This is a genomic window from Streptomyces sp. NPDC001822, from assembly GCF_042892135.1.
Classification (GTDB): Bacteria; Actinomycetota; Actinomycetes; order Streptomycetales; family Streptomycetaceae; genus Streptomyces.
In genome coordinates this window covers 67,670-92,596 of the sequence record NZ_JBIATW010000013.1, presented here as the reverse complement: position 1 = coordinate 92,596, position 24,927 = coordinate 67,670, and the positions used below count along the sequence as shown (strand labels likewise).

Genomic DNA, 24,927 nt, shown 5'->3' with positions numbered 1-24,927 from the left:
GAAGACTCCTTACGCCGAGGTGATCAGTGTCCACTCAGCGTGATCTCCATTGACGTGGGCCGCACGCGGACATGGGCCGGGGCCCGGAACCTCTTCTGGTTCCGGGCCCCGGCCCATGTCCGTACGCGACGACCCTGTCCGTACTCGACGCGGTCTAGTCGAGGTAGTCGCGCAGCACCTGCGAACGCGACGGGTGGCGGAGCTTCGACATCGTCTTCGACTCGATCTGGCGGATGCGCTCGCGCGTCACCCCGTAGACCTTGCCGATCTCGTCGAGCGTCTTCGGCTGGCCGTCGGTGAGGCCGAAGCGCATCGAGACGACGCCGGCCTCACGCTCGGAGAGCGTGTCGAGCACGGAGTGCAGCTGCTCCTGGAGCAGCGTGAAGCTCACCGCGTCGGCCGGCACGACCGCCTCGGAGTCCTCGATCAGGTCTCCGAACTCGCTGTCCCCGTCCTCACCCAGCGGGGTGTGGAGCGAAATCGGCTCACGGCCGTACTTCTGGACCTCGATGACCTTCTCAGGGGTCATGTCGAGCTCCTTGGCCAGCTCCTCGGGCGTGGGCTCACGGCCCAGGTCCTGCAGCATCTGACGCTGCACGCGCGCGAGCTTGTTGATGACCTCGACCATGTGCACCGGGATACGGATGGTGCGGGCCTGGTCGGCCATGGCCCGGGTGATCGCCTGACGGATCCACCAGGTGGCGTACGTGGAGAACTTGTAGCCCTTGGTGTAGTCGAACTTCTCCACCGCGCGGATCAGACCGAGGTTGCCCTCCTGGATGAGGTCCAGGAAGAGCATGCCGCGGCCCGTGTAGCGCTTGGCCAGCGAGACCACGAGACGGAGGTTGGCCTCCAGCAGGTGGTTCTTGGCCCGGCGGCCGTCCTCGGCGATGATCTCCAGCTCGCGCTTGAGCTTCGGCGCGAGCTTGTCGGAGTTGGCGAGTTTGTCCTCGGCGAACAGACCCGCCTCGATGCGCTTGGCGAGCTCGACCTCCTGCTCGGCGTTGAGGAGGGGAACCTTTCCGATCTGCTTCAGGTAGTCCTTGACCGGGTCGGCCGTGGCGCCGGCGACGGCGACCTGCTGCGCAGGCGCGTCGTCCTCGTCGTCGTCGGAGAGGACGAAGCCCTTGTTCTCGCCCTCGCCCTCCTCTTCCTCACCCTTGCCGGCCTTGACTTCCTCGGCCGCCTCGTCACCGTCGAGCAGTTCGTCGTCCTGCTTGCCGGACTTCTTCGCGGCGGTCTTCTTCGCCGCCGTCTTCTTCGTGGCGGTCTTCTTGGCAACCGTCTTCTTGGCTGCCGTCTTCTTCGCAGGAGCGGCAACGGCAGCGTCGTCCGCTGCGGCGTCCGCACTCTCGGCCGCCGGAGCGGTGGACGCCGCGACGGTCCGCGTCACGGTCGTCTTGGCGGCGACTGTCTTGGCGGCGGTGCGCTTGACCGGGCTCTTCGCTGCGACGCTCTTGCGGGCGCGCTTAGGCGACTCCGCGGCACTGACCATCAGCGTCACACCCTCTTCCTCGAGGATCTGGTTGAGGCTGCGCAGAACATTCTTCCACTGGGTTGGCGGAATCTGGTCAGCCTCGAAGGCCCGACGCACGTCGTCGCCGGCGATCTGCCCATCAGCCTTTCCCCGCTCGATGAGCGCCATCACAGACTCGGACTCGGCGATCTCCGGCGGGAGCGTACGGGATGTGCTGGCCGACACGAACAACCTCTCGGAACGATGGAAACGGCTTCCGGCCCGGCCCTGAAGAGGACTGGAACCGACGACCGGCGGCTGGGGATGTCGCCGACGGCGCGGGCTTGGCCTCAGAACTGCACAGCGCACTACGTGGCTGCTGTATTCCTTCCGCGGCGGTCACCTCTTAGGTCATCGCACTGTTTCGAGGAGTGTTACGCCCAATTCGCGTGGCCCCAGTCACACCTCATTCGCGACAAACCGACCCAGAGGTCATATCTCCGCATAACTGCTCCGCCGAGCCGCACCGGCTCGGCGGCACAGGGACCCCATACCCCGGTCCGGGCGGTTCAGTGCTCGCGCGGCGCGGGGACGACGCGCTCCTGGTGCCCGACCAGCAGCTGTCGCATCGCGGTCTCGGCGCCGACACCGTCACCCGACGCCAGAGCCTCGGCGATGCGCGCGTGATGACCGAGCGACGACTCCGCCGGCCTGTCGCAACCCGTGACCGGTCCGCCGGACACGTGCAGCGCCGCCGACACGATGCCGGAAAGGTGTTCGAGCATGCGGTTCCCTGCCGCCTGGATCAGCAGGGAGTGGAACTCCGCGTCCGCCCGGGAGAAGGTGATGGCGTCCCCCTGCCCCATCGCGTGCCCCATGATCTCGATCATGTCGCCGAGGCGCTGCTGAATGTCTTCGCGGCCGTGGCCGGCCGCCAGCCTGGCGGCGAGTGGCTCGATGGTCCACCGGAGGTCGTCCAGTTCGCGGCGCTGGTCTTCGCGCTGCGGCCCGAACGCACGCCATTCGATGATGTCCGGATCCAGCAGATTCCAGTCACTCACCGGCCTGACCCGCGTGCCCACGTTGGGCCGCGCGCTCACCAGCCCCTTGGCCTCGAGCACGCGCAGGGATTCCCTGACAACGGTGCGGGAGACCTCGAAACGCTGCCCGATCTCCTCCGGGACCAGGGGCCTGTCGGCGCCGAGGTCACCCGAGACGATCATCTGGCCGAGCTGCTGGACCAGTTGACCGTGAAGCCCGCGGCCCCGGCTGGCCGCACCGCGTCGGCCCACCCGCCCCAGTTCGGAATCGGTGCCGCCCCAGGAGCGCAGCGCGGCACGTTCGCCGGGCGGCGCCTCGGTGTACGGGTAGCGGTCGATCTCGCCCGGGCCGGCCAGGCCGGAGTCGGCGGAGCGGGCGGCGGTCATCATGGTATGCGCAAGGGTACTCACGCATCCTTTTTCGGCGCGGCTCAGCCACCCCTTGAGGTCTTTGCTGAAAAGCACACGAAAGGGTGATCGGCGCCCACCTCTCAATTGACGCGTTATCGGTAGAAATCGAGCGTTTTCAGGGGAGTTGCGAATGAGGGGTCGCCGGCGGCCGCACGGTGATCACCAACGAGCCTTCCCGCGTAGCCCGGTGAACGCATACGCGCAGATCAGAGCCGCCAACGAGAGCGTGAGCGCCAGTCCCACAGGTTGCGCGACGACCCTCACAGCCGCCATGGCCCAGCGATCCACTTCGTACGGCCACTGCAGCCAGGCCAGTTCGCGCAAGCGGCCCGGAAGTCCCGTGATCGAACGCGCGGACGGACCCGCGAGGAGCTTCTGCACCAGTGGCACGACAAGGACCGGAACCGCCAGCACGGCGGCGACCCCCGCCCCCGCGAGCCTGAAGACACCGGCGGCCAGCAGGCCGGCCCAGGCGCAGCCGATCGAAAGCCCCGCCCAACTTGCTGCCATGCGCGGCGCATTGGCGGGAACGGACACCAAGTCGCCGCCGTAGACGAGTCGCAGGACTTCCGCGTTGCCCACTACCGCCAGCAGAGCGAGCAGGAGGGCCACCCCCGCGGAGACCGCCAGCTTGGCAAGCAGGAGGCCGAGACGACGCGGCACAGTCCCCCGCCCCGCAGCGAGCGCCGGATAGCGAAACTCGTCACCGAACGACAGCGCTCCCAGCAGTCCTGCGGCGAAAGCGGCCGGGGGAAGGGGAAGCAAGGGCGGCCACGCGACCAGCAGATCGGACAGGGGCGTCCTCCCGGACCGGGCCAGCACTACGGAGAGCCCCGCCGAGACCACGAGCGCAGCCGCCATGATCATGACGGTGGTCCTGACGCCGAAGAGACGCCGCAGTTCGTAGCGCAGGGGCCGCAACGGGCCGCGTGCCGGCCTCACCGGGATCGGAGGAGGCAGCTCCGAGATCGCCACCGCCGAGGCAGGCCCCGGGGGAACGGCCCTCGTCGCGGCCCCGGGCAGCGCCCGTCCAGGAACTGTGACGGGGCCCGCGTCACCGGTCTCGTCGGAGAGTTGGTGTACGGGGACGCCGTGCCGGTACGCCGCGTCACCGACCTCGGCGCAGCTGCTGCCGTACACGGACAGTCGGCTGCCCCCCTCGGCGACGACCTCGACCGACCGCCGGGAGACCCGGGCCTCCCGGTTCATAGCCGCTGCCAGCCGGGCCGCGTGCGGCGTCCGTACGGCGACGCGCGGACGGAGGCGGGTGCGGGAGAAATCCGCGACGTCCTGATCCGCGACAAGCCGGCCGTCGTCGATGGTGACCACGTGATCGGCGGCGCGGGCGGCCTCCTTGGGATCACTCGTCGTGTGCAGGACCGTGCCCCCTTCGGCCGCGTGCGCGCGCAGCAGCCCGTGGAGCCAGCTCCTTTCGCGCGGCGAGAGCCCCTTGGACGGCTCGTCGAGCACAAGGGTGTGCGGGTCGCCGAGCAGCGCCGAGGCAAGGCCGAGCCGACGGTCCATGCCGGCCGACAGTGTGCCGATGCGCTGGTCGCCCAGGCCGGCGAGCCCGACGACCTCGAGCAGTTCGTCGGCGCGCGAGGCAGGAACTCCGGCGGCGGCACAGAGCATGCGGAGTTGCCCGCGTGCCGTGCGCACCGGGTGGCCCGGCACGTCTCCGAGCAGCACCCCGACCTCTCGGGCGGGATGACCGATGCGATGCAGCGGCCGGCCTCTGAAGTAGGTGACGCCCCGCCCCGCTTGGAGTTCGAGCATCAGTCGCAGGGCGGTGGACTTGCCGGCTCCGGGAGCACCGAGCAAGGCGGTGACACGGCCGGGCGGGGCTTCGAAGGTCAGGTCGTCCACGACGGGGGGATTGTCACGGCGGGGGGCACTGGTGAGTCCGATGGCCTGGAGCATCGCTTCTCTCGCTGAGGGTGAGACCGCTCGGCGGCAGGGTGGGGTACCCCAGCAAGATAACGCGACATTTCAGACTTTTTGTGCACCGATGCCTCTGTGCGCGTTCCGTGCAGCCCGTTCGGCGACCGCGCCGGGACTGGGTGCCGTCAGACCTCCGGCCTCAGCATCGGAGGGTTGAGCACCGTGGCCGCGCCCGAGCGGAACAGTTGTGCGGGGCGTCCACCCTGACGCGTCGTCGTCCCTCCGGACGGAACCAGGAAGCCGGGCGTGCCGGTGACCTTGCGATGAAAGTTGCGGGGGTCCAGAACCACACCCCACACGGCCTCGTACACCCTTCGCAGCTCCCCCACCGTGAACTCGGGCGGGCAGAACGCAGTGGCCAGCGACGAATATTCGATCTTGGAGCGGGCTCGCTCCACGCCGTCCCCGAGGATCCTCGCATGATCGAACGCCAGTGGCGCGGACTGCTCGTCGTCGTCACCGAATCCGCTTTCGGGGCCGAGCAGGTCACCCACGGGCGCCCAGCGCGCGCTGTTCGCGTCACCTCCCGCACGTGGAGCGGGCAGATCCGGCGCGAGGGCGAGGTGAGCGACGCTGACGACCCGCATCCGGGGGTCTCGCCCCGGATCTCCGTAGGTCGCGAGCTGCTCGAGGTGGGCGCCGTTACCGACGGCGGGTGCTGCCGGATCGTGGGCGCAGAGCCCCGTCTCCTCGACGAGCTCACGCGCGGCCGCCGCGGCGAGATCCTCGTCGGTGCGGACGAATCCGCCCGGCAGGGCCCACCTGCCCTGGAAGGGCGATTCGCCGCGGCGGACCACCAGGGCGCACAAAGCGTGCCGGCGCACCGTGAGGACAACCAGATCGACGGTGACGGCGAAGGGCGGGAACGTCGACGGGTCGTAGGGCGGCATACCGAAATCATAGTCGTCTCCCTGACGATAAACACTCCCTTCGCGATGTTGGTTCGTTGCCCGATGCGGGTGCCGTGGCCTTCCCCCGCCCGGGTCGGCACACGTGTGGTGCGGCAGGCCACCGCCCTCGCCCGCGGCGGCACCTCAGCCGCCGTCCCTGGTGGTCTCGGCGCCGAACCGACCGCCCCTCCCCACGTCACGGACCGGGCGCCGGGCTCCCGGCACATTGGGCCGGTGGCCGGCACCCAGCGGCCGCCCGGTCGCCCGCGTCCTCCCCTGTTTCCGGGCGGGGGCACATACGGGACGGCGCCCCCGAGCAGGAGTGGGGCCGCCCGGGGGCTTCTGTCCCTGCTCCGGACCCGGAACACTCCGGCACCCGCGGCCCGGCCGGGGCCCAGGAGGTCGCGTGGCATCCTCGGCCGGGGTGCTCTCCGCGACGCGCCCCTGTCGCAGGTCCCGCTCACCGCGCAGACACCGGCGGAGCGTCTCCGGGTCCAGGCCCTGGTTGCACGCCTGATGCAGCAACTGCGCGAAGGTGTAGTCGGGGTCCGCCCGAAGTGCGAGCCCGAGGGCCACCCTGGCGGCCGCTTCGTCACCCGTGGACCAGGAGACCCAGCCCGCCAGCGCGAGCGGAGCGGCGGAGTGCTCCACGTACGGGCCGACACACCTACGCGCGAGCGCCCTCCACAGCCGCAGCGCGCTCTCGGCGTCGTCGCCCTCCATCCACTCGGCCGCCCTGTCCCTCGTCTCGCGGTCCTGCAGACCGAGGATGAGCGCCGCCGCTTCGTCCGGCCCGATCAGACAGTCGTCCCTTGCGTCCGCGCTTCCGGGACTCACGGCCGGCGCACGGCGCAGGCGGTCCATGAGCCGGCGCGCGAGCGCCAGGGTCTCTCGGGCCACCTCACCCCGCCCGTCGGCATCAAGGATCCGGGCCACCATCACGGCCCCCGCCGAGTCCAGCGCGCTCTCCTGCTCCGCCGCCGCCGGAGTCCGCCACGGCGTGAGCCCGGACTCCATGTCCCGCAGCGATCCACGGACCTGGATACCCGCGTAGGCCGCTGCCGCCGCCATGACCGTGGTACCCGGAAGCGCCAGCGGATTGCCTTCGGCGGGGCAGCAGCGGCCGTCCGGACAGCAGTAGGACCAGTAGCGTCCGTCCGAGATGCACAGCGCCTCGAGCACGGGAACGTCGAGCGCGCCGCAGGCCGTGCGCAGGCTCTGCGCCAGCGGCCTGAGCCGCTCCATGGTCTCGGGAGCGGTCTCCCCCTCGGCCGGGTCCTGACAGAGGAAGACGACGATGGCGTCCGGACGGGAGTCCCGCTTCTCACTTCCCACGATCAGGCTCTGCGCGAGCTGGGCGGCTACCGGCGTCCACTCCCGGGCATCGTGCGGGATGCCCAGCCGAAGCCGGCCTCCGAAGCGGCCCCGGCCGCCGTGCAGGGCCACCATGACCACGCTGTCGTTCGGATGGAATCCCATCAGGTACGGAAGGGCGTCGGCGAGTTCCGCGGGACTGCGCAGGGTGATCTCCTGCGCGTCGGACGGACCGGTGGATTCGTGGCTCTTGTTCATGCCACGACCGTCCCGTGCGGCACCGATTTCCGCGACCCCTGTGGATAACTTTATCCACAGGGGTCGCACCAGCGTTCGCGCATTGTCGTAGGCATCGGGTTGCATGGGGGCATGACCAACGCAGACCGCGCAGATCTCAGGGCCTCGGCCGATTCCGTACTCGCCCGCCTGGTCGGGGACGCGACCGGCACCGCGCGACTGCGCGAGGACCAATGGCGTGCGATCGAGGCCCTCGTCGCCGACAAGCGCAGAGCCCTGGTCGTCCAGCGGACGGGATGGGGCAAGTCCGCGGTCTACTTCGTCGCGACGTCGCTGCTGCGCGCGCAGGGCAGCGGGCCGACGGTGATCGTCTCTCCCCTGCTCGCCCTCATGCGCAACCAGGTGGCGGCGGCGGCCAGGGCCGGCATCAGCGCCCGCACGATCAACTCGTCGAACACCGAGGAGTGGGACACGGTCCAGGCCGAGGTGGCGGCGGGCGAGGTGGACGTGCTGCTGGTCAGCCCCGAGCGGCTCAACAACCCGGACTTCCGGGACCAGGTGCTGCCGCAGCTTGCCGCCGCCACCGGCCTGCTGGTCGTCGACGAAGCGCACTGCATCTCCGACTGGGGCCACGACTTCCGGCCCGACTACCGCCGGCTGCGGACCATGCTCGCCGATCTGCCCGCGGGGGTTCCCGTGCTCGCCACGACGGCCACCGCCAACGCGCGCGTGACCGCGGACGTCGCCGAGCAGCTCGGGACAGGCGCGGGCACGGACGCGCTGGTGCTTCGCGGTCCGCTGGACAGGGAGAGCCTCAGTCTCGGCGTGCTCGAACTGCCCAACGCCGCACACCGTCTGGCCTGGCTGGGAGACCACCTCGGAGAGCTGCCGGGCTCCGGCATCATCTACACCCTGACCGTCGCAGCCGCCGAGGAGATCACCGCCTACCTCCGCCAGTGCGGACACCCGGTCACCTCATACACCGGCAGGACCGAGAACGCCGACCGGCAGCAGGCCGAGGACGATCTGCTGGCCAACCGGGTCAAGGCACTGGTCGCCACCTCCGCGCTCGGTATGGGCTTCGACAAACCCGACCTGGGATTCGTCGTGCACGTCGGGTCGCCCTCCTCCCCCATCGCCTACTACCAGCAGGTGGGACGTGCGGGACGTGGCGTGGAGCACGCCGAGGTCCTGCTGCTCCCCGGCAAGGAGGACGAAGCGATCTGGCAGTACTTCGCCTCCGTCGCGTTCCCTCCCGAGGAGCAGGTCCGCCGGACCCTGGACGTCCTCGCCCATGCGGGCCGGCCGCTGTCTCTGCCCGCCATGGAACCCCTCGTCGACCTGAGGCGCACCCGCCTGGAGACAATGCTCAAGGTCCTGGACGTCGACGGCGCGGTGAAGCGGGTCAAGGGCGGCTGGATCTCCACCGGCGAGTCGTGGACCTACGACTCCGAGCGGTACGCCTGGGTCGCGCGGCAGCGGTCTGCCGAACAGCAGGCCATGCGTGACTACGCCTCATCGACCGGATGCCGCATGGAGTTCCTGCGACGCCAGCTGGACGACGAGGAGGCCACCGCGTGCGGACGGTGCGACAACTGTGCGGGAGCCCGATTCGACGACAAGGTCTCCACCGCGGCCCTGGACGGTGCGCGCGGCGAACTCGGCAGGCCCGGTGTGGAGGTGGACCCGCGCAAGATGTGGCCGACGGGTCTCTCCGCGGTGGGAGTCGACCTCAAAGGCCGTATTCCAGCGGGCGAGATGACCCTGCCGGGACGGGCGCTCGGCCGGCTTTCGGACATCGGCTGGGGCAACAGGCTCCGTCCGATGCTCGCGGCGCAGGCGCCGGACGCCCCGGTCCCCGACGACGTGGCGGCCGCTGTCGTCACGGTGATCACCGACTGGGCGAAGGGGCCGGGTGGCTGGGCTTCGGGGGCACCGGACGCCGCCCCGCGGCCGGTCGGCGTCGTGACCGTCGCCTCCCGCCGGAGGCCGCAGCTCGTCGGGTCACTCGGCAGCCGTATCGCCGAGGTCGGCCGTATGCCGCTGCTGGGTACCGTCACCTACGCGCCGGGCGGCGAAGACCTGCGGATCTCCCAGACCAACAGCGCCCAGCGGGTGAAGGCGCTGCACGAGGCTCTCGTGGTGGAGCCCGCGCTGGCGGAGGCCCTCGCGTCAGCGGGCGGCCCCGTCCTGCTCGTCGACGATCTCTCCGACACCGGGTGGACCCTGGCCGTGGCCGGGCGGCTGCTCCGCCGGGCGGGGGCTGAGGGGGTGTTCCCGCTGGTCCTCGCCGTACAGGGCTGACGTTCGCCGTCGTACGCCACCGAGGCGGACGCCGGAGCGGGGATCCCGGCGTACCCGTCGTCCACGTCCGTCCGATGGCTTGATCCACCGCCGAGCGGGCAGGGATATCTGTGTCATTCCGACCGATACCCGTCAGCCGAGTCAATTGCTCGTTGCCGCCTGCCGATACGACAGGAAGAATTGGAGTCGCTCCCCGCACGGTCTTTTCGCGGGCCCGGAAGGGCTGTGCCGCGGCGCGCCCCCACTCGACCCTGCCCGCATCGTGGGCGCGTAGCGAAGGGAGGACCGTGACCTTCGGATTCGCTCCGTCCGCAGCCACTTCACTGTCGGCGTCCGCCGGCTCCGTCAACCACGTCGCCAGAATGCTCGAACCGGCCGAGTGGGCTTCGGCCGGCATACCGCTGCTGCGTAGTCCACGCGAGGTCGTCAGCGGCCTCCACGCACGGCACCGTCCGACCCCGGCCACCGCGGTCGTCGCGGTGCTCGACCACGAGGAACGGCTCACGGCCAGCGCGTCGTTCGTCCGGCGGACCACCACGGCTGCGGACGGCTGGGAGTTCCGCAACGCGTTGCTGTCCCACCTGCGGCGGGTGATCCCGCACGATCTGCGCCGCCGTACGCCCGTGCGCACCGCCGTCCTGCTCTACTGCCGGGAAGGTGACGAGCGGTGGACGGAGGAGGACGGGGCATGGATGTGGGGGCTTCGGGACGCCTGCACCCTGCACGGTCTGCGCTGCGGGGCCTACATCACCCTGACGCACGGAGGCTGGCAGGTCCTGGGTGAAGGCCGGGGCGGGCGCAGTCCGACGTCACTGTCCAAGCCGTCGGCACTCGCGGACGTCTCGGCCGAACCCGATCCGGTTCCCCTGCGCACGGGCGGCGGGGCGGCGGAGGCACTGCGGCGCAGCGCCGCCCGGTGAAACGGGATGTGGGCCCCGAGCGTCCTTGACGGACGGACGGGACCCACGACCCACGACCCACGTTGCGACGGGTCAGACGCCGGCTCCCAGAGCGGCGTTGACGCTCTTCGGGTCCCCGCACACGATCAGCAGCACACCGGCGCGCTCCCGCGCGTCGGACAGGGCACGGACCGAGGCATCGTCGAGGTCACCGTTGACAGCGACGACGATCACCGAACGAGGTGCGTAGCGGCCCGCGTTCGCGGTGCCGGCGAAGAACACGTCGTCACCGGCGTCGTGCTGGGCCCAGTACGCGGCCTCTCCGAAGGAGAGTTCGTGCGCGGCCCAGGGGTGCTGGTCCCCGGTGGTGAGGACCAGGATGTCGCCAGGCGCCCGACCGGAGTCGAGCAGCAGGTCGACGGCCTCGTCGGCGGCGTCGACCGCGCCGCCCGCCGGGGCGGGGATCAGCTGGAACTGGGCCGCGGCACGGTCTTCCGGCCGCGCCTGCGCAGCAGGAGCGACGGTGGACGCCGCAGCGGGTGCGGGATGCGGGCGCGGCGCCGGCGGCGCGGGGCGCGCGGGGCCGCGGCCCGGGCTTCCGGGACGGGGCGTGGCCGCTGAACGCGGACCGGGTACGGGGCGGGGGGTCGGCGCGACGCGGCCTGCGGCCGATGCGACGCGGGGACTCTGGGCGCTCTCGGGAATCTGAGGCTCCTCGGGAAAATGAATGGTTGTCTGTCACAGCCGACGCGACGGGCGTCGACGGGTAAACGCGCTCGCGCGGTCAGAAGTCGAAGCCGAGCTGGCCCCCGCTTTCGAGTGCGGCCGCCTCGGCGGAGAACCGTACCTTCTTCAGGTGCTGCCACCTGGGAAGGGCGTCGAGGTAGGACCAACTGAGGCGGTGGTGGGGCGTGGGCCCCAGCTCCTCGAGTGCGGCCCGGTGCACGGGCGACGGGTAACCCGCGTTCGCGTCGAAGGCGAAGTCCGCGTACAGACCTGCGTCCGCGCCCAGTTGGGCCATCATCGTGTCCCGCCTGACCTTGGCTATCACCGAGGCCGCGGCGACGGCGATGCAGGACTGGTCGCCCTTGATCACCGTGCGGACCTTCCAGGGATGCCCGAGGTAGTCATGTTTTCCGTCGAGGATCACGGCGTCCGGCCGCACGGGCAGCGCGTCCAGTGCCCTGACAGCGGCCAGACGGAGCGCCGCGGTCATGCCGAGGTCGTCGATCTCCAGCGGTGAGGCGTGCCCCAGCCCGTAGGCCGTGACCCAGCTCTCGAGCAGCGGGGCGAGTTCCGCCCGGCGCTTGGGCGTGAGCAGTTTGGAGTCGGTGAGGCCTTCCGGGGGCCTGCGGAGACCGGTGACGGCCGCGCACACAGTGACGGGGCCGGCCCACGCTCCGCGTCCGACCTCGTCGACTCCGGCGACAATCCTGGCACCGGAGGTAGCGCGCAATGAGCGCTCGACGGTGTGCGTGGGTGGTTCGTACGGCATGGCGCCTGCAAGGGTACGCCGATACGCGGAGCAAGAACACCCCGGGGCACCGTGCGGCCGGGCGGCCCGCACCCACCCGCCGCCGAGCGCGGGCGGGTCGGCACCGCGCGGTGCCGCACCCGCCCGCGGACCGTTGCCGTGCGCGCGCTTCGGGAATCCGACGGATCTGTTCGGGAGCGGTGTGGGAGAGCGGCGGCCCGGACGTGGTTCAGCGCAGGTGAGGCCGTCCCCCCCGCTCGGCACCCACCCGGGGACGGACGCGGAGCGGAGGCGGACTCCGGGCGGGGGAACGCCCGAGGTCACTCAGTACGGATCGTAGGAGTACTCCTCGTCGTAGCCGTCACGCTCGTCGGCGTCCCTTCCGGCGCCGGCACACTGGATGCCGCCGTCCTTCACGGGGTGCTTCTCGAGGATGTCCCGGGCCCTGGCCTCGCCCCAGCTGGTGGCGTACCACGATGCCCCGGGTCCGGCGAAGTCGCGGCGGAAGAACTCCAGCGCGCAGGACCGCAGCGGCTCCGGGAGGGTGTCCAGAGCGGGTACGGCGTCGGCCGAAAGCCCCTTGAGGTACTGGATGTCGATCGACTTGTGGTTCCCGTACCGTTCGACGTTCTGCTCGGCGATCAGCCCGTCGGGCGAGAGCAGGCCGAAGGCGAGTACGCCGACGGCGGCACTCACCGCGACGGCGCGCGGAAGGAGCCGGGCCCCGAAGACCCCCGCGGCGATGATGAGGAGCAGCACCACTCCGAGCCAGAGCTCCACGGCGGCAACGGAGATGCGCAGCCGGGTCAGCCCGAAGGCATCGACGTAGAGGTCCATGCGGCGCAGCGCGGACGCCACGACGACGAGTGTGAGCGCGCACAGGACGCCCAAGACGCTCCGGACCAGCGTGCGGTCGCGCGGACCCCCTCGCGGCGCCCAGCGCAGGGCCAGGGCGATGACGATCAGCGTCAGCACGGTGGCCCAGAGGAGCTGCCAGAATCCCTGACGGGCGTACTCGGCGGGCAGCAGCCCCGTCTTCTCCGCCACCTTGTCGTAGCCGCCGAGAAGGACGACGAGCTGGAGCGTGATGAAGGCCGCGAACAGCAGGTCGAGCAGAATCAGCGGAAGCGCCCATTCCACTCTGTTCCTGGCCTTGCCCGGCCGGAAGGTCGTGCGGTCCCAGCGCACCGGTGCGGCTGCGCTGTACGCGGCCGCAAGGGCGCCTGCGAGGCCCAGCACGAACAGGAAGACGCGCCAGGGGCTGTCCCCGATGGTGATGTCCGGGGTGAGCTCGCCCAGCAGATCGGCGAAGGCGGCGTCCGCGGAAGCGAAGAGCGCGCCGAACACGAGGAGGAGGACGACGGCCACCACGGTGCTTCGCACCGCCGTGCGCACCCGGCCACGCGAGTCGTCTGCACGGTCGCGCACCCCGCGCCAGCCCCAGCGCACGCCGCTCGCGACGGCGGGTACCAGCCCGAGCGAACCGAGCAGCACCCCCGGCCAGCTGCGGCTGCCGTGCAGAGCGAGCGAGCCGAGCGCGAGGGCCGACACCACGGCCAGGAACACCGGCCATCCCGCGTCGCGGAGGGCCGGTATCGCCAGGAGCGCGAGCCCGCCGACCGCCCAGACGGCGGTCCATGGCCGCAGCCTCCTTCCCGCGGTCCGCGCGGCGAAGTACGCGGCCAGGGCCGCCGGCACCGCCACGATCAGCAGGTTCAGCCCGACGCCGTCGCCGAGCAGCAGGGCACTCAGGAGCCCCGTGGCGAGGACGGACCACAGTGTCGCCGCCCGGATCGGCTGCGGGGGTTCCGGCATGAGCTGGGACATCGGACCGGGCGACGGGTGCCGGCCCGGGCCCTGCCAGACGTCCGTGGTGGCCGGCGCATGAAGGTACGCGGGGACCTTCGGTATGTACGGGCCGGTGCTCCGGGGCGGTGCGGCCCCGGAAGCCGCGTCTTCGGATCCGCCCGCGACGGGGACGGTGCCCTGAGGCGGCACCGACGCGGAGACCCCCTCTGCGGACGCTGCCACGGCAGGCTTCGCCGTGCCAGGATCCGCCGGAGCGTCTTCGCCCCCTGTGCCGGCGGGAGTCCCTTCGCCCGCCGGTCCCGGGCCGGAACCGTGCGTGGCCGCGGATGCGGATGGGCGCGCGTCGTCGGACTCCGGTGACGCGCCGGGCCGGCGGGATGCCTCGGAAGGCTGATCGGACGGCTGATCGGACATGGGACCCCTCCCCCACCGGGGTCCGCTCGCGCGGCCACGTTGCGGCGCGTCGGCCCCGGCGTCTCTAGGCGCACGTCCCCAAGATCAATGGGGGACGGCGTGGCCGAAAGAGTAAGGGCCGCGCGGGTCGTCGGGACGGGCCGGGACTTCGCTGTGGCAGGACCGTGACACGCGACGGCGCTCCGGGCATCGCGGGAGGCCCGGCGGGCGATCGGGAGGGCGGACCGTCAGCCGCGTACGGGTGCGAGGGGCACCCAGCCGGGCAGTTCCTCCGTGCGGGCCAGCCAGCCGGCCGGAGGGGTCCCCGCCGGGTTGGAGGCGACGATCCCACCGACGATGGCACAGGTGGTGTCCACGTCACCGCCAGCCTGCGCCGTCACCCAGAAGGCTTCCTCGAAGTCGCCGAGACTCCGCGCCGCCGACCAGAGGGCGAAGGGCACGGTGTCGTGGGCGCTGGTCCGGCGGCCGTTGCCCAGCACCGCCGCGACCGTCCCCGCGTCCCGGTAGTCGAGCATGTCGCGCGCCCTGCGGAGCCCCGCCCCCACCGCGCTGCGCGGCACCAGTGCGACGACGCCGTCGAGCAGGGCCTCGGGCGTCGGCGGGCCCCCGGGTGCGGCGGCCAGGGCGGTCGCTGCCGCGACGGCCATCGCGCCCACGACTGCTTCGCGGTGCTGGTGGGTGGTGTAGGACGAGATCTCGGCCTGATGGGTGGCCTGCTCCGGATCGTCCGCGTACCAGGCACCGAGCGGCGCGATCCGCATCGCCGAACCGTTCCCCCAGGAGCCCTGGCCGTTGAAGAGCGCCGAGGCGAGCTCGCGCCAGTCGCCCCCCTCCCTCACGAGCCTGAGCAACCTGTTGACCGCGGGTCCGTAGCCCCGGTCGAAGTCGTGGTGCGCGGCGAACGACTCCGCGAGCGCGTCCTGGTCGACCCGCCCGTGCGCGGCCAGTACCGCGAACACGGAGGAGGCCATCTCGGTGTCGTCGGTCCACTGCCACCCGTCGGGCGGCAAGGTCCGGTTCTTGAGCAGCGGGTAGTTGGCCGGGACGAAGAACTGGGAGCCGAGGGCATCTCCCACGGACAGTCCACGCAGGCTGGCCAGGGCGCGTTCGAAGCGCCCGTCGGAAACGGAGTCAGCGGTCATCGCGACGCCACTCTATCCGGTGATGCCGTACGGCTCGGGGGTACGCCACTGTTCGAAGGGCCGGTCGAGTGCGTAGCGGCCGTCCTCGCCGAGGAGCAGGGTCCGGGACTCGCCGTTGCCCGGGTTGGACAGCGACTCGAACTCCGCGACCGACCAGTGGAACCAGCGCATGCAGAAGAGCCGCATGGTCAGCCCGTGGGTGACGAGCAGCACGTTCTGGGGGTGGTCGGCGTCGTCGAAGCTCCGGTGGAGGCTCTCCAGGAACGCGTCGACCCGGTCGTAGACGTCGGCTCCGGACTCGCCCTGCGCGAAGCGGTAGAAGAAGTGCCCGTAGGCGTCCCGGTAGGCCTTCTGCAGCCTGACGTCGTCGCGGTCCTGCCAGTTGCCCCAGTCCTGCTCACGCAGCCGGGGCTCCTCCCTGACCCGCACGTGCTCCGGGTCGAGGCCGAAGCACCTCAGCGTCTCGTGGGTGCGCCGGTAGGGGGAGACGTACACGCTGACGCGCTCGTCACCGAACATCTCCCTGAGCTGTACACCGGTCTCACGTGCCTGCCCCCGCCCCTTGGCCGTGAGTTTCAGCGCGTGGTCGGGTTCGCGTTCGTAGACCGTGTCGTCGGCGTTGCCCTCCGACTCCCCGTGCCGGACGAGAACGATGCGTTGCGGTCGTGCCATGTGACGACCCTAGATCCCCGTCGGCACGATCGGGCGGTGGCGGGGGATCCATCGGGCATGTGTGACGAACAAGACGCGCGGCGGGAGCGCGGTCAGACCGTCCACGAGGGTTCGAGGCGTCAGACCGTCCACGAGGGTTCGAGCTGGACCACGTCCCCGTCGAGAGCCTCCACGTCCCGCTCCGTCTCGGCGCGCGCCGAAAGCCTGGCGGCTCCCTCCGGCCGGTATTTGCCGCGTTCAGAGCCCGACTGCCACATCGACAGCGCCAGGAACTCGTGCCCCGGCGCCTCCCCGAAGACGCCGCGCAGCATCCCGGGGGAACCCGCGACGGCGGGGTTCCACACCTTCCGCTGCATCAGGGCGAAGTGCTCGGCCCGGTCCTCGTACACCCGGCTGTGAGCCACCCTGACCACGTCCGCGTCGGTGAAATGCGGCTCGAATCCGGTCTTCACGTCGAAGCGGTACTCGAACAGTTTGACCTGCATGTCCTTGTAGGTGCCGGACTGAGCGGCGGCGAGCCGCTCGTGCTCCCGGGCCATGAAGGCGTCGTAGAAGACACGGTTCTCCCAGAACGCGAACACATGGGCGACATCGGGACGGCCGCGGCTCCAGCCGCCGCTCTGCGCGCGGAACCCCGGCTCGCCGAGCAGCCCCGCCCACGTCCGCTGCCCGCGCTCGAAACCCTGGCGATCGACCACGGTGCAGCGAATCCACTTGACCAGCACGGCGCCATCCTACGGCGCCGGGCGTGGCGCGGGTCACGCCCGGTCCGGCCCGGGCCGGACAGCACGCCGCGGCGCGCGCAACCGGCCACGGCCTGGCGCGAATACGTCGCCCGTTTCCAACGCGGTTGGATTCACGGACAGTTACGGACATGATCTGAGGGTGCAAGCGGTCCGTCGGCCCAGACGCGAGGAGACACGTCCGATGAGCACCCCCAACAAGGACATCGAAAAGGTCGAGGTGCGGGTCAAGTGGGACCCGAGCGACACCGGCGAGCCCGCCAACGACCTCGACATCATCGCGGCCACGTACGGGACGGAAGCGCCGTACGGCAGCCCCGTGTACCTCGTGCACTTCGACAGCAGGTCGCCCGACGGCACGATCACGCTGAACCGGGACAGCCGCACTGGCCAGGGCTACGGCTTCGACGAGGTCATGACCCTCGAACTGGACCGGCTGTCGGACGCCTACTCCCGGGTCGTCGTCGGCGTGGCCATCCAGCAGCGTGACGGCCACAAGACCTTCGGCCACATAGAGAACACGGCCGTGCAGATCCGCGAGGGTTACACCAGTCTGGCCGAGGACGACTTCTCGGCGGTGGCCGCCGCCACCGCGGCGGTCGTGGCGGAGTTCGTCCGTGACGCGTCGGGGTCGTGGGGGTTCATATCGGCCGTACGCGGGTTCGACAGCGATCCCGGTTCGTTCGCCTCGGTGATGGGGAACCGCTCGGACTGATCCCTCATCCGGCCGGGGGCACCGTGGGCGCCGACCGGCGCGCGCATCGCCGGGCCGGCAACCGCTGTGCCGCCCGGGCGCGTGACGGCAGCGGGTGCGTAGAGGCTCCGCTTCCGCAGCGACGGAGGCGCGGCAGCACGGTGGGGGCGGTGGCGCCGACTCCGGCTCCACCGCCCCCACCGCCAGCTCACCCCGTCACGGGGTGTGCGACGTCAGCTGCAACCGCTGGTCGAGCCGCACCCCTCGCAGATGTAGCAGGATCCGGCGCGCTGCATCTTCGTACCGCACGAGAAGCAGAGCGGGGCGTCCGCGCTGATGCCGAGCTGCATCTCGACCAGTTCGGCCGAGGTGTGCGCCGTCCTGGGGGCGGGCTTCTCCGCGACGTTCTCCTCGGGCGGAGCGACCGCCTTCAGCGGCTCCACGTGCACGGGAGCGGACTGGGCGAGGCCCTCGACGTCGAGCTCGTCGTCCCCGAACTCGGGTTCGTAGGAACCGGTGTCCAGGTGACGCTGACGCTCCTCGGCCGAGTGGATCCCCAGCGCGGAACGCGTCTCGAACGGCAGGAAGTCGAGCGCCAGGCGACGGAAGATGTAGTCGACGATCGACTGCGCCATCCGCACGTCCGGGTCGTCCGTCATACCGGCCGGCTCGAAGCGCATGTTCGTGAACTTGGAGACGTAGGTCTCCAGCGGCACTCCGTACTGGAGACCGACCGAGACGGCGATCGAGAAGGCGTCCATCATGCCCGCGAGGGTCGAACCCTGCTTGGACATCTTCAGGAAGACCTCGCCGAGACCGTCGTCCGGGTAGGAGTTGGCGGTCATGTAGCCCTCGGCGCCACCCACGGTGAAGCTGGTGGTGATGCCGGGACGGCCCTTGGGGAGCCGCTTGCGGACCGGGCGGTACTCGACGACCTTCTCGACCGCGGCACGGATCGTGTCCTCGGTCTTCGCCGTGACCTCGGCCTTCTCCTTCTCCTTCGTCTTCGCGGAGAGGGGCTGGCCGACCTTGCAGTTGTCGCGGTAGATCGCGAGCGCCTTGACGCCCATCTTCCACGCCTCGAAGTAGACCTCCTCGACGTCCTCGACGGTGGCCGTCTCCGGCAGGTTCACCGTCTTGGACAGCGCGCCGGAGATCCACGGCTGGATCGCCGCCATCATCCGCACGTGACCCATGGCCGAGATGGAACGCTCACCCATGGCGCAGTCGAACACCTCGTAGTGCTCGGTCTTGAGGCCGGGGGCGTCGATCACGTTGCCGTGGTCGGCGATGTGGGCGACGATCGCCTCGATCTGCTCCGGCTGGTAGCCGAGGCGGCGCAGGGCCTGCGGGACGGTGCCGTTGACGATCTGCATCGAACCGCCGCCGACCAGCTTCTTGAACTTGACCAGGGCGAGGTCGGGCTCGAGGCCGGTGGTGTCGCAGGACATCGCGAGACCGATGGTGCCGGTCGGGGCGATGACCGAGGCCTGCGCGTTGCGGAAGCCGTTCTTGGCGCCGAGGCGGATCACGTCCTGCCAGGCCTCCGTCGCGGCGGCCCAGATCGGCGAGTCGAGGTCGTCCACGTGGACGGCCACGGCGTTGGCGTCGGAGTGCTGCTTCATGACGCGCTGGTGGGGCTCGGCGTTGCGGGCGTAGCCGTCGTAGGCGCCGACGACCGCGGCGAGCTCGGCGGAGCGGCGGTAGGACGTGCCGGTCATCAGCGAGGTGATGGCGCCGGCGAGCGCGCGGCCTCCCTCGCTGTCGTAGGCGTGCCCGGTGGCCATCAGGAGGGCGCCGAGGTTGGCGTAACCGATGCCCAGCTGGCGGTAGGCGCGGGTGTTCTCACCGATCTTCTGCGTCGGGAAGTCCGCGAAGCAGATGGAGATGTCCATCGCGGTGATGACCAGCTCGACGACCTTGGCGAAGCGCTCGACCTCGAAGGACTGGCGGCCGTTGCCGTCGTCCTTCAGGAACTTCATGAGGTTCAGCGAGGCCAGGTTGCACGAGGTGTTGTCCAGGTGCATGTACTCGCTGCAGGGGTTCGAGCCGTTGATGCGGCCGGACTCCGGGCAGGTGTGCCACTTGTTGATGGTGTCGTCGTACTGGATGCCGGGGTCGGCGCAGGCCCAGGCGGCTTCCGCCATCTTGCGGAAGAGGGACTTGGCCTCGACCTCTTCGATGACGTCCCCGGTCATCCGCGCACGCAGGCCGAACTTGCCGCCCGACTCGACGGCCTTCATGAACTCGTCGTTCACCCGGACCGAGTTGTTGGCGTTCTGGTACTGGACGGACGTGATGTCGTCCCCGCCCAGGTCCATGTCGAAGCCCGCGTCGCGCAGGGCGCGGATCTTCTCCTCCTCCTTCACCTTGGTCTCGATGAAGTTCTCGATGTCGGGGTGGTCGACGTCGAGGATGACCATCTTGGCCGCACGGCGGGTGGCGCCACCGGACTTGATGGTGCCCGCGGACGCGTCGGCACCCCGCATGAAGGAGACCGGACCCGAGGCGTTGCCGCCCGAGGAGAGGAGCTCCTTGGAGGAACGGATGCGGGAGAGGTTCAGGCCGGCGCCGGAGCCGCCCTTGAAGATCATCCCCTCTTCCTTGTACCAGTCGAGGATGGACTCCATGGAGTCGTCGACGGCCAGGATGAAGCAGGCGGAGACCTGCTGGGGCTGCGGCGTCCCGACGTTGAACCAGACCGGCGAGTTGAAGCTGAAGATCTGGTGCAGGAGTGCGTAGGCGAGCTCGTGCTCGAAGATCTCGGCGTCGGCGGGGGACGAGAAGTAGTTGTAGTCCTCGCCCGCCTTCCGGTACGTCTTCACGATCCGGTCGATCAGCTGGCGCAGACCGGTCTCGCGCTGCGGCGTGCCGACAGCTCCGCGGAAGTACTTGCTGGTGACGATGTTGACCGCGTTCACCGACCAGAAGTCGGGGAACTCGACGCCACGCTGCTCGAAGTTGATCGAGCCGTCGCGCCAGTTGGTCATGACGACGTCACGGCTCTCCCACGCGACCTCGTCGTACGGGTGCACGCCGGGAGTCGTGTGGATGCGCTCGATGCGCAGGCCCTGCTTGGTCGCAGTCGACTTGGCTCCCTTGGTGCGGGAACCTCGTGCCGGGCCGCTCGCCGTCTCTGTCATGCCGCCTCCCATATGTGGGCAAAAACGCCCTGAAGTACCCAGTTCTTCCCAGGGCACAGTGTGTGTCTGATGCTCCGGACGCCACGCACAGCGTCTCGGAACAGGTCTGGTGCGCCGGTCGCCGGTTCCCCGGCCCGGCCAGTGATCAATCAGCGGCGACAGCGGCGGGCGCGGGGACCTCGGGGGTCCCACCGCTCCCGTACTGCGCCGCGGGGGGCCGCTCCTCGCGGAGTTCCGCGATGGCGGCCTCGAAGTCCTCGAGGGAGTTGAAGGCCCGGTACACGGACGCGAATCGCAGGTACGCGACGAGGTCGAGCTCCTGCAGGGGGCCGAGTATGGCCAGGCCCACGTCGTGCGTCGTCAGCTCGGCGCTCCCCGTGGCCCGCACCGCTTCCTCGACCCGCTGGCCGAGCTTGGCCAGCGCGTCCTCGGTGACGGGACGACCCTGGCACGCCTTGCGGACACCCGAGATGACCTTGGTGCGACTGAAGGGCTCGGTCACGCCACTGCGCTTCACCACCATCAGCGAACAGGTCTCCACCGTCGTGAAACGACGGGAGCAGTCCGGGCACTGGCGGCGGCGTCGGATCGACGTCCCGTCGTCCGTCGTACGGCTGTCGACGACCCTGCTGTCGGGGTGCCTGCAGAAGGGGCAGTGCATGTCTCCCAACCCTCCCTCACGGCACGACTGAATAGCCTCGGGAGCCCGTCACGGGCCCTCGACGACAGCCTCAAGCATAGGCGATGAACTCGACCCGGTGAGACCGGGGACCACTACTTGTGGGCGGCGACGACAATCCAACCACTACATCTTGGGTTTTGCTTCACTCCCACGCCCAGCGCGTGTCGCACGTCCCCAGCGGTCGGCAGGCAGCCTACGGCCCGGCACGAGGGTACGGGAAACGCCCGGCGGCCGAGGCCGCGGGCCCTGCCGCCCGGAGCCGCGGGGAGCCCCTGGGGAGTCACACCGAACGCCCGCGGAGGGACCCCGCGGACACCCCGGGCCGCACCCCCGGGCACCCCCGCGGCCCGGCGGACCGCTAGCGTGGACCCCCGGAGCCACCGGCTCGGGGTCCGGCCCGTCGGGTCATCCCATACACCTCTCGGTAAGCCCACGACAGCCCTTTATTTGTTTTTCACTCGAACGTGTGTTTGGCGCAACCTTTCGAAAGCTACTACCGTTGCCTAGTTAGGGAGACCATTCGAGAGGGGCCGACGTGACCACCACCGCAGACAGTGCCGCCATCACTGCCCAGGACCACCGCTCCCAGAGCCGACTTGAGCCGGTGCATGCCATGAATGACGCAGTCATGAACGCGGAGGGGCCAGAGCCCTCGCGACCCGCGCGTTCCTTGCCCGGTCGCCCACCCGGAATCAGGGCGGACAGCTCAGGCCTCACCGACCGGCAGCGGCGTGTGATCGAGGTGATCCGGGATTCCGTGCAACGACGGGGTTATCCCCCGTCGATGCGGGAGATCGGCCAGGCGGTGGGACTGTCGAGCACCTCGTCCGTCGCCCACCAGCTGATGGCACTGGAGCGCAAGGGTTTCCTGCGCCGCGACCCCCACCGCCCCCGCGCCTACGAGGTCCGGGGCTCGGACCAGCCCAGCAACCAGCCGACCGACACCACCGGCAAGCCGGCCGCGTCGTATGTGCCGCTGGTCGGCCGGATCGCGGCAGGTGGGCCGATCCTGGCCGAGGAGTCCGTCGAGGACGTCTTCCCGCTCCCCCGCCAGCTCGTCGGTGACGGTGAGCTCTTCGTGCTGAAGGTCGTCGGCGACTCGATGATCGAGGCGGCGATCATGGACGGCGACTGGGTCACGGTCCGCCGCCAGCCCGTCGCGGAGAACGGCGACATCGTGGCAGCCATGCTCGACGGCGAGGCCACCGTGAAGCGCTTCAAGCGCGAGGACGGCCATGTGTGGCTGCTCCCGCACAACTCCGCCTACCAGCCGATTCCCGGCGACGAGGCGACGATCCTGGGCAAGGTCGTGGCGGTGCTGCGGCGGGTGTGAGCCCACCGGTTCGGACCGGGCCCCGGGATCTCTGCGCCGATTCCGGGGCCCTGGCATGTCCGGACGTCACTGTTCCGGCCCTCTCGGTACCGATGGCCGTCGGCAGCGCGCGCCCGCACCGTGCGCCCCCGCACCCGTGCGCACCCTCCCCGTCCGCGAGGGCCCTCGCCGCCACCGCCGGCGGGCTTCCTCCGCCACGCTGAGGCCGGTGTGTGCACGCCTGATGCCCGCGCACACCGGTGAGGCCGCCCACCGCACCGGCATGGCCGCCGCGCGATCAGGGGCGGGCCGCCGGGCTGCTCACGCCTCCGTCACTTCTCCGTCCTGGCCGCAGCGTCGATCGCCGCCAGCGAGCGCCGGGCCTGGTTGCGGTCCGTGGTGTACCAGAAGTCGGGCAGCGAGGCCCGGAGGTAGCTCCCGTACCGGGCATTGGCCAGACGCGGGTCGAGCACCGCGACCACGCCTTTGTCCCCCATGGCGCGCACCAGACGCCCCGCACCCTGGGCCATCAGCAGGGCGGCATGGGTCGCCGCCACCGCCATGAAGCCGTTGCCGCCGGCCTCCTCCACCGCCTTCTGCCGCGCGCTCATCAGCGGGTCGTCCGGACGCGGGAACGGAATCCGGTCCATGACCACGAGCTGACAACTCGGGCCGGGCACATCGACTCCCTGCCAGAGCGAGAGCGTCCCGAAGAGGCAGGTCTCGGGATCCGCGGCGAAGTTCTTGATCAGCTCACCGAGCGTCTCCTCGCCCTGCAGCAGGATCGGCTTGTCCTGCCGGCCCCGGAGCTCCTCCGCCGCCGCCTGCGCCGCCCTCATCGAGGAGAACAGGCCCAGGGTCCGGCCTCCCGCGGCCTCCACCAGTTCGGCGAGCTCGTCGAGCATGTCGGTGCGGGAACCCTCCCGCCCGGGCGTGGCCAGATGGCGCGCGACGTACAGGATGCCCTGCTTCGGGTAGTCGAACGGCGAGCCGACGTCGAGTCCCTTCCACTGGGGGATGTCGTCGCCCGCGGTCCCCTCGGGCGCGAGCCCCAGCGACGCCCCGACGCCGTTGAAATCACCGCCGAGTTTCAGCGTGGCCGACGTCAGGATCACCGAGCGGTCGGCGAAGAGCTTCTCCCTCAGCAGCCCGGACACCGACAGCGGCGCCACACGCACGGAGGCGCCGAAGCGGTCGTGGCGCTCGTACCAGACGACGTCGTACTCGGAGCCCTGGGTGATGCGCTCCGCGACCCCGTGAATGGACTCGACGGACGCCATGGCCTGCTTGCGCACCGCGTCCTCGTCCTGCACGGACTTGTCGCGCGTTCCTCCGAGAGCCGAGATCACCGTACGCGCGGCGTCACGCAGGGCCATCAGCGCGTAACCGAGGTCCTCCGGCACCTCTTCCAGACGTCCCGGGAGCGCCAGCTCCATCACCCGCTCGAACCCTTCCGAGGCGGTGAGCAGGGCGTCGGCGGCCTTCTCGTTGACCAGCTTGGACGCACGGCGAACCGCGCGGTTGACCTGCCCGGGGGTGAGTTCGCCGGTGGCGACACCCGTGACGCGCGAGACCAGCTCGTGGGCCTCGTCGACGATCAGCACCTCGTGCTTCGGGAGCACCGGGGCACCCTCGATGGCGTCGATGGCCAGGAGGGCGTGGTTGGTGACCACCACGTCGGCGAGCTTGGCCCGCTCGCGGGCGCTCTCCGCGAAGCACTCGGCGCCATACGCACACTTCGTCGCGCCCAGGCACTCCCGCGAGGAGACGGAGATCTGCGCCCACGCCCGGTCCGAGACACCCGGCGTCAGGTCGTCCCTGTCTCCGCTCTCCGTCTCGTCCGCCCAGTCACGCAGGCGCAGCAGGTCCTGGCCGAGCTTGCTCGACGGCGCTGCCGCCTCGAACTGGTCGAATAGGCCCTCCTCCTCGTCCTGGGGGACCCCTTCGTGGAGCCGGTGCAGGCAGAGGTAGTTCGACCGGCCCTTGAGCATGGCGAACTGGGGGCGGCGGCGCAGCAGCGGGTGCAGTGCGTCGACCGTACGCGGAAGGTCCCGCTCCACCAGCTGGCGCTGCAGGGCCAGCGTCGCCGTGGCCACCACGACGCGCTCGCCGTGGGCCAGCGCCGGCACGAGGTAGCCGAGGGACTTGCCCGTGCCGGTACCGGCCTGGACGAGCAGGTGTGCGTTGTCGTCGACCGCCTCGGCCACGGCCTCGGCCATGGAGACCTGGCCGGGCCTTTCCGTGCCGCCGACGGCGGTGACGGCGGCGTGGAGGAGCTCGGGGAGAGATGGCTTCGTCATAGCGCGTCCACCCTACGGCGCGCCACCGACAACGGCGCTCACTCCCGGAC

General features: G+C 70.6%; 18 protein-coding genes. 4 read left to right on the top strand and 14 right to left on the bottom strand.

Features of this window, described 5'->3' with window-relative positions:
* Positions 1-154: 154 nt before the first annotated feature.
* From ACFYY2_RS26575 to ACFYY2_RS26555, 5 genes are all read right to left on the bottom strand, one after another.
* The gene (locus tag ACFYY2_RS26575; protein WP_388747325.1) at positions 155-1,702 is read right to left on the bottom strand and encodes an RNA polymerase sigma factor; all 1,548 of its coding nucleotides are present in this window, start codon (positions 1,700-1,702) and stop codon (positions 155-157) included.
* A gap of 323 nt (positions 1,703-2,025) precedes the next feature.
* Positions 2,026-2,886, bottom strand: a complete 861-nt coding sequence (locus ACFYY2_RS26570; RefSeq protein ID WP_388747322.1) for a FadR/GntR family transcriptional regulator — start codon at positions 2,884-2,886, stop codon at positions 2,026-2,028.
* A 180-nt stretch (positions 2,887-3,066) separates the two neighbouring features.
* Positions 3,067-4,827, bottom strand: a complete 1,761-nt coding sequence (locus ACFYY2_RS26565; protein ID WP_388747319.1) for an ATP-binding cassette domain-containing protein — start codon at positions 4,825-4,827, stop codon at positions 3,067-3,069.
* A 146-nt stretch (positions 4,828-4,973) separates the two neighbouring features.
* On the bottom strand, positions 4,974-5,738 hold the full coding sequence (locus tag ACFYY2_RS26560) for an NUDIX domain-containing protein (RefSeq protein ID WP_388747316.1): 765 nt from the start codon (positions 5,736-5,738) through the stop codon (positions 4,974-4,976).
* 144 nt (positions 5,739-5,882) lie between these two features.
* Complete coding sequence (locus tag ACFYY2_RS26555; RefSeq protein WP_388747314.1) at positions 5,883-7,310, bottom strand: DUF4192 domain-containing protein; 1,428 nt, start codon at positions 7,308-7,310, stop codon at positions 5,883-5,885.
* A 111-nt stretch (positions 7,311-7,421) separates the two neighbouring features.
* Here ACFYY2_RS26555 and ACFYY2_RS26550 point away from each other — a divergent pair, with 111 nt between their 5' ends.
* Together ACFYY2_RS26550 and ACFYY2_RS26545 are read left to right on the top strand one after the other, a co-directional pair.
* Positions 7,422-9,593 carry a RecQ family ATP-dependent DNA helicase gene (locus tag ACFYY2_RS26550; RefSeq protein WP_388747310.1) on the top strand — a complete coding sequence of 724 codons (2,172 nt, stop codon included), beginning with the start codon at positions 7,422-7,424 and terminating at the stop codon, positions 9,591-9,593.
* 287 nt (positions 9,594-9,880) lie between these two features.
* Positions 9,881-10,513: a hypothetical protein gene (locus tag ACFYY2_RS26545; RefSeq protein WP_388747307.1), complete on the top strand. Its 633-nt coding sequence runs from the start codon at positions 9,881-9,883 to the stop codon at positions 10,511-10,513.
* Between the two features lie 72 nt (positions 10,514-10,585).
* Here the strand turns inward: ACFYY2_RS26545 and ACFYY2_RS26540 are convergent, their stop codons facing one another.
* The 6 genes from ACFYY2_RS26540 to ACFYY2_RS26515 form a co-directional block, all read right to left on the bottom strand.
* Positions 10,586-11,221: a hypothetical protein gene (locus tag ACFYY2_RS26540; RefSeq protein WP_388747601.1), complete on the bottom strand. Its 636-nt coding sequence runs from the start codon at positions 11,219-11,221 to the stop codon at positions 10,586-10,588.
* 55 nt (positions 11,222-11,276) lie between these two features.
* Positions 11,277-11,987 carry a ribonuclease HII gene (locus ACFYY2_RS26535; protein WP_388747303.1) on the bottom strand — a complete coding sequence of 237 codons (711 nt, stop codon included), beginning with the start codon at positions 11,985-11,987 and terminating at the stop codon, positions 11,277-11,279.
* A gap of 303 nt (positions 11,988-12,290) precedes the next feature.
* Positions 12,291-14,189: a DUF4153 domain-containing protein gene (locus ACFYY2_RS26530; protein WP_388747300.1), complete on the bottom strand. Its 1,899-nt coding sequence runs from the start codon at positions 14,187-14,189 to the stop codon at positions 12,291-12,293.
* A gap of 227 nt (positions 14,190-14,416) precedes the next feature.
* Positions 14,417-15,331 carry an ADP-ribosylglycohydrolase family protein gene (locus ACFYY2_RS26525; RefSeq protein WP_388747297.1) on the bottom strand — a complete coding sequence of 305 codons (915 nt, stop codon included), beginning with the start codon at positions 15,329-15,331 and terminating at the stop codon, positions 14,417-14,419.
* A 12-nt stretch (positions 15,332-15,343) separates the two neighbouring features.
* Positions 15,344-16,003 (bottom strand): histidine phosphatase family protein, encoded by a 660-nt coding sequence (locus tag ACFYY2_RS26520; protein WP_388747294.1) that lies wholly within the window; start codon positions 16,001-16,003, stop codon positions 15,344-15,346.
* 119 nt (positions 16,004-16,122) lie between these two features.
* Positions 16,123-16,728, bottom strand: a complete 606-nt coding sequence (locus ACFYY2_RS26515; protein ID WP_388747291.1) for a YdbC family protein — start codon at positions 16,726-16,728, stop codon at positions 16,123-16,125.
* Positions 16,729-16,930: 202 nt separating this feature from the next.
* Between ACFYY2_RS26515 and ACFYY2_RS26510 the strand changes: the two genes are divergently transcribed.
* Positions 16,931-17,461, top strand: coding sequence for a TerD family protein (locus ACFYY2_RS26510; protein WP_388747287.1), 531 nt, complete (start codon positions 16,931-16,933; stop codon positions 17,459-17,461).
* 212 nt (positions 17,462-17,673) lie between these two features.
* Here the strand turns inward: ACFYY2_RS26510 and ACFYY2_RS26505 are convergent, their stop codons facing one another.
* Positions 17,674-20,583 (bottom strand): vitamin B12-dependent ribonucleotide reductase, encoded by a 2,910-nt coding sequence (locus ACFYY2_RS26505; RefSeq protein WP_388747284.1) that lies wholly within the window; start codon positions 20,581-20,583, stop codon positions 17,674-17,676.
* Between the two features lie 145 nt (positions 20,584-20,728).
* Positions 20,729-21,244, bottom strand: a complete 516-nt coding sequence (nrdR, locus tag ACFYY2_RS26500) for a transcriptional regulator NrdR (RefSeq protein ID WP_327113771.1) — start codon at positions 21,242-21,244, stop codon at positions 20,729-20,731.
* A gap of 556 nt (positions 21,245-21,800) precedes the next feature.
* On the opposite strand from nrdR, the gene lexA reads away from it, so the two are divergent.
* On the top strand, positions 21,801-22,598 hold the full coding sequence (gene lexA, locus ACFYY2_RS26495) for a transcriptional repressor LexA (RefSeq protein ID WP_327113773.1): 798 nt from the start codon (positions 21,801-21,803) through the stop codon (positions 22,596-22,598).
* Positions 22,599-22,909: 311 nt separating this feature from the next.
* On the opposite strand, the gene ACFYY2_RS26490 is transcribed toward lexA, so the two are convergent.
* Positions 22,910-24,877, bottom strand: a complete 1,968-nt coding sequence (locus ACFYY2_RS26490; protein ID WP_388747277.1) for an ATP-dependent DNA helicase — start codon at positions 24,875-24,877, stop codon at positions 22,910-22,912.
* Positions 24,878-24,927 lie beyond the last annotated feature (50 nt).

Bases quoted from the DNA above. Each gene is read 5' to 3' on its own strand.
- ACFYY2_RS26570 (WP_388747322.1), bottom strand. From the start codon at position 2,886: ATGATGACCGCCGCCCGCTCCGCCGACTCCGGCCTGGCCGGCCCGGGC.
- ACFYY2_RS26565 (WP_388747319.1), bottom strand. From the start codon at position 4,827: ATGCTCCAGGCCATCGGACTCACCAGTGCCCCCCGCCGTGACAATCCC.
- ACFYY2_RS26560 (WP_388747316.1), bottom strand. From the start codon at position 5,738: ATGCCGCCCTACGACCCGTCGACGTTCCCGCCCTTCGCCGTCACCGTC.
- ACFYY2_RS26555 (WP_388747314.1), bottom strand. From the start codon at position 7,310: ATGAACAAGAGCCACGAATCCACCGGTCCGTCCGACGCGCAGGAGATC.
- ACFYY2_RS26550 (WP_388747310.1), top strand. From the start codon at position 7,422: ATGACCAACGCAGACCGCGCAGATCTCAGGGCCTCGGCCGATTCCGTA.
- ACFYY2_RS26535 (WP_388747303.1), bottom strand. From the start codon at position 11,987: ATGCCGTACGAACCACCCACGCACACCGTCGAGCGCTCATTGCGCGCT.
- ACFYY2_RS26530 (WP_388747300.1), bottom strand. From the start codon at position 14,189: ATGTCCGATCAGCCGTCCGATCAGCCTTCCGAGGCATCCCGCCGGCCC.
- ACFYY2_RS26525 (WP_388747297.1), bottom strand. From the start codon at position 15,331: ATGACCGCTGACTCCGTTTCCGACGGGCGCTTCGAACGCGCCCTGGCC.
- ACFYY2_RS26520 (WP_388747294.1), bottom strand. From the start codon at position 16,003: ATGGCACGACCGCAACGCATCGTTCTCGTCCGGCACGGGGAGTCGGAG.
- ACFYY2_RS26510 (WP_388747287.1), top strand. From the start codon at position 16,931: ATGAGCACCCCCAACAAGGACATCGAAAAGGTCGAGGTGCGGGTCAAG.
- ACFYY2_RS26505 (WP_388747284.1), bottom strand. From the start codon at position 20,583: ATGACAGAGACGGCGAGCGGCCCGGCACGAGGTTCCCGCACCAAGGGA.
- nrdR (WP_327113771.1), bottom strand. From the start codon at position 21,244: ATGCACTGCCCCTTCTGCAGGCACCCCGACAGCAGGGTCGTCGACAGC.
- ACFYY2_RS26490 (WP_388747277.1), bottom strand. From the start codon at position 24,877: ATGACGAAGCCATCTCTCCCCGAGCTCCTCCACGCCGCCGTCACCGCC.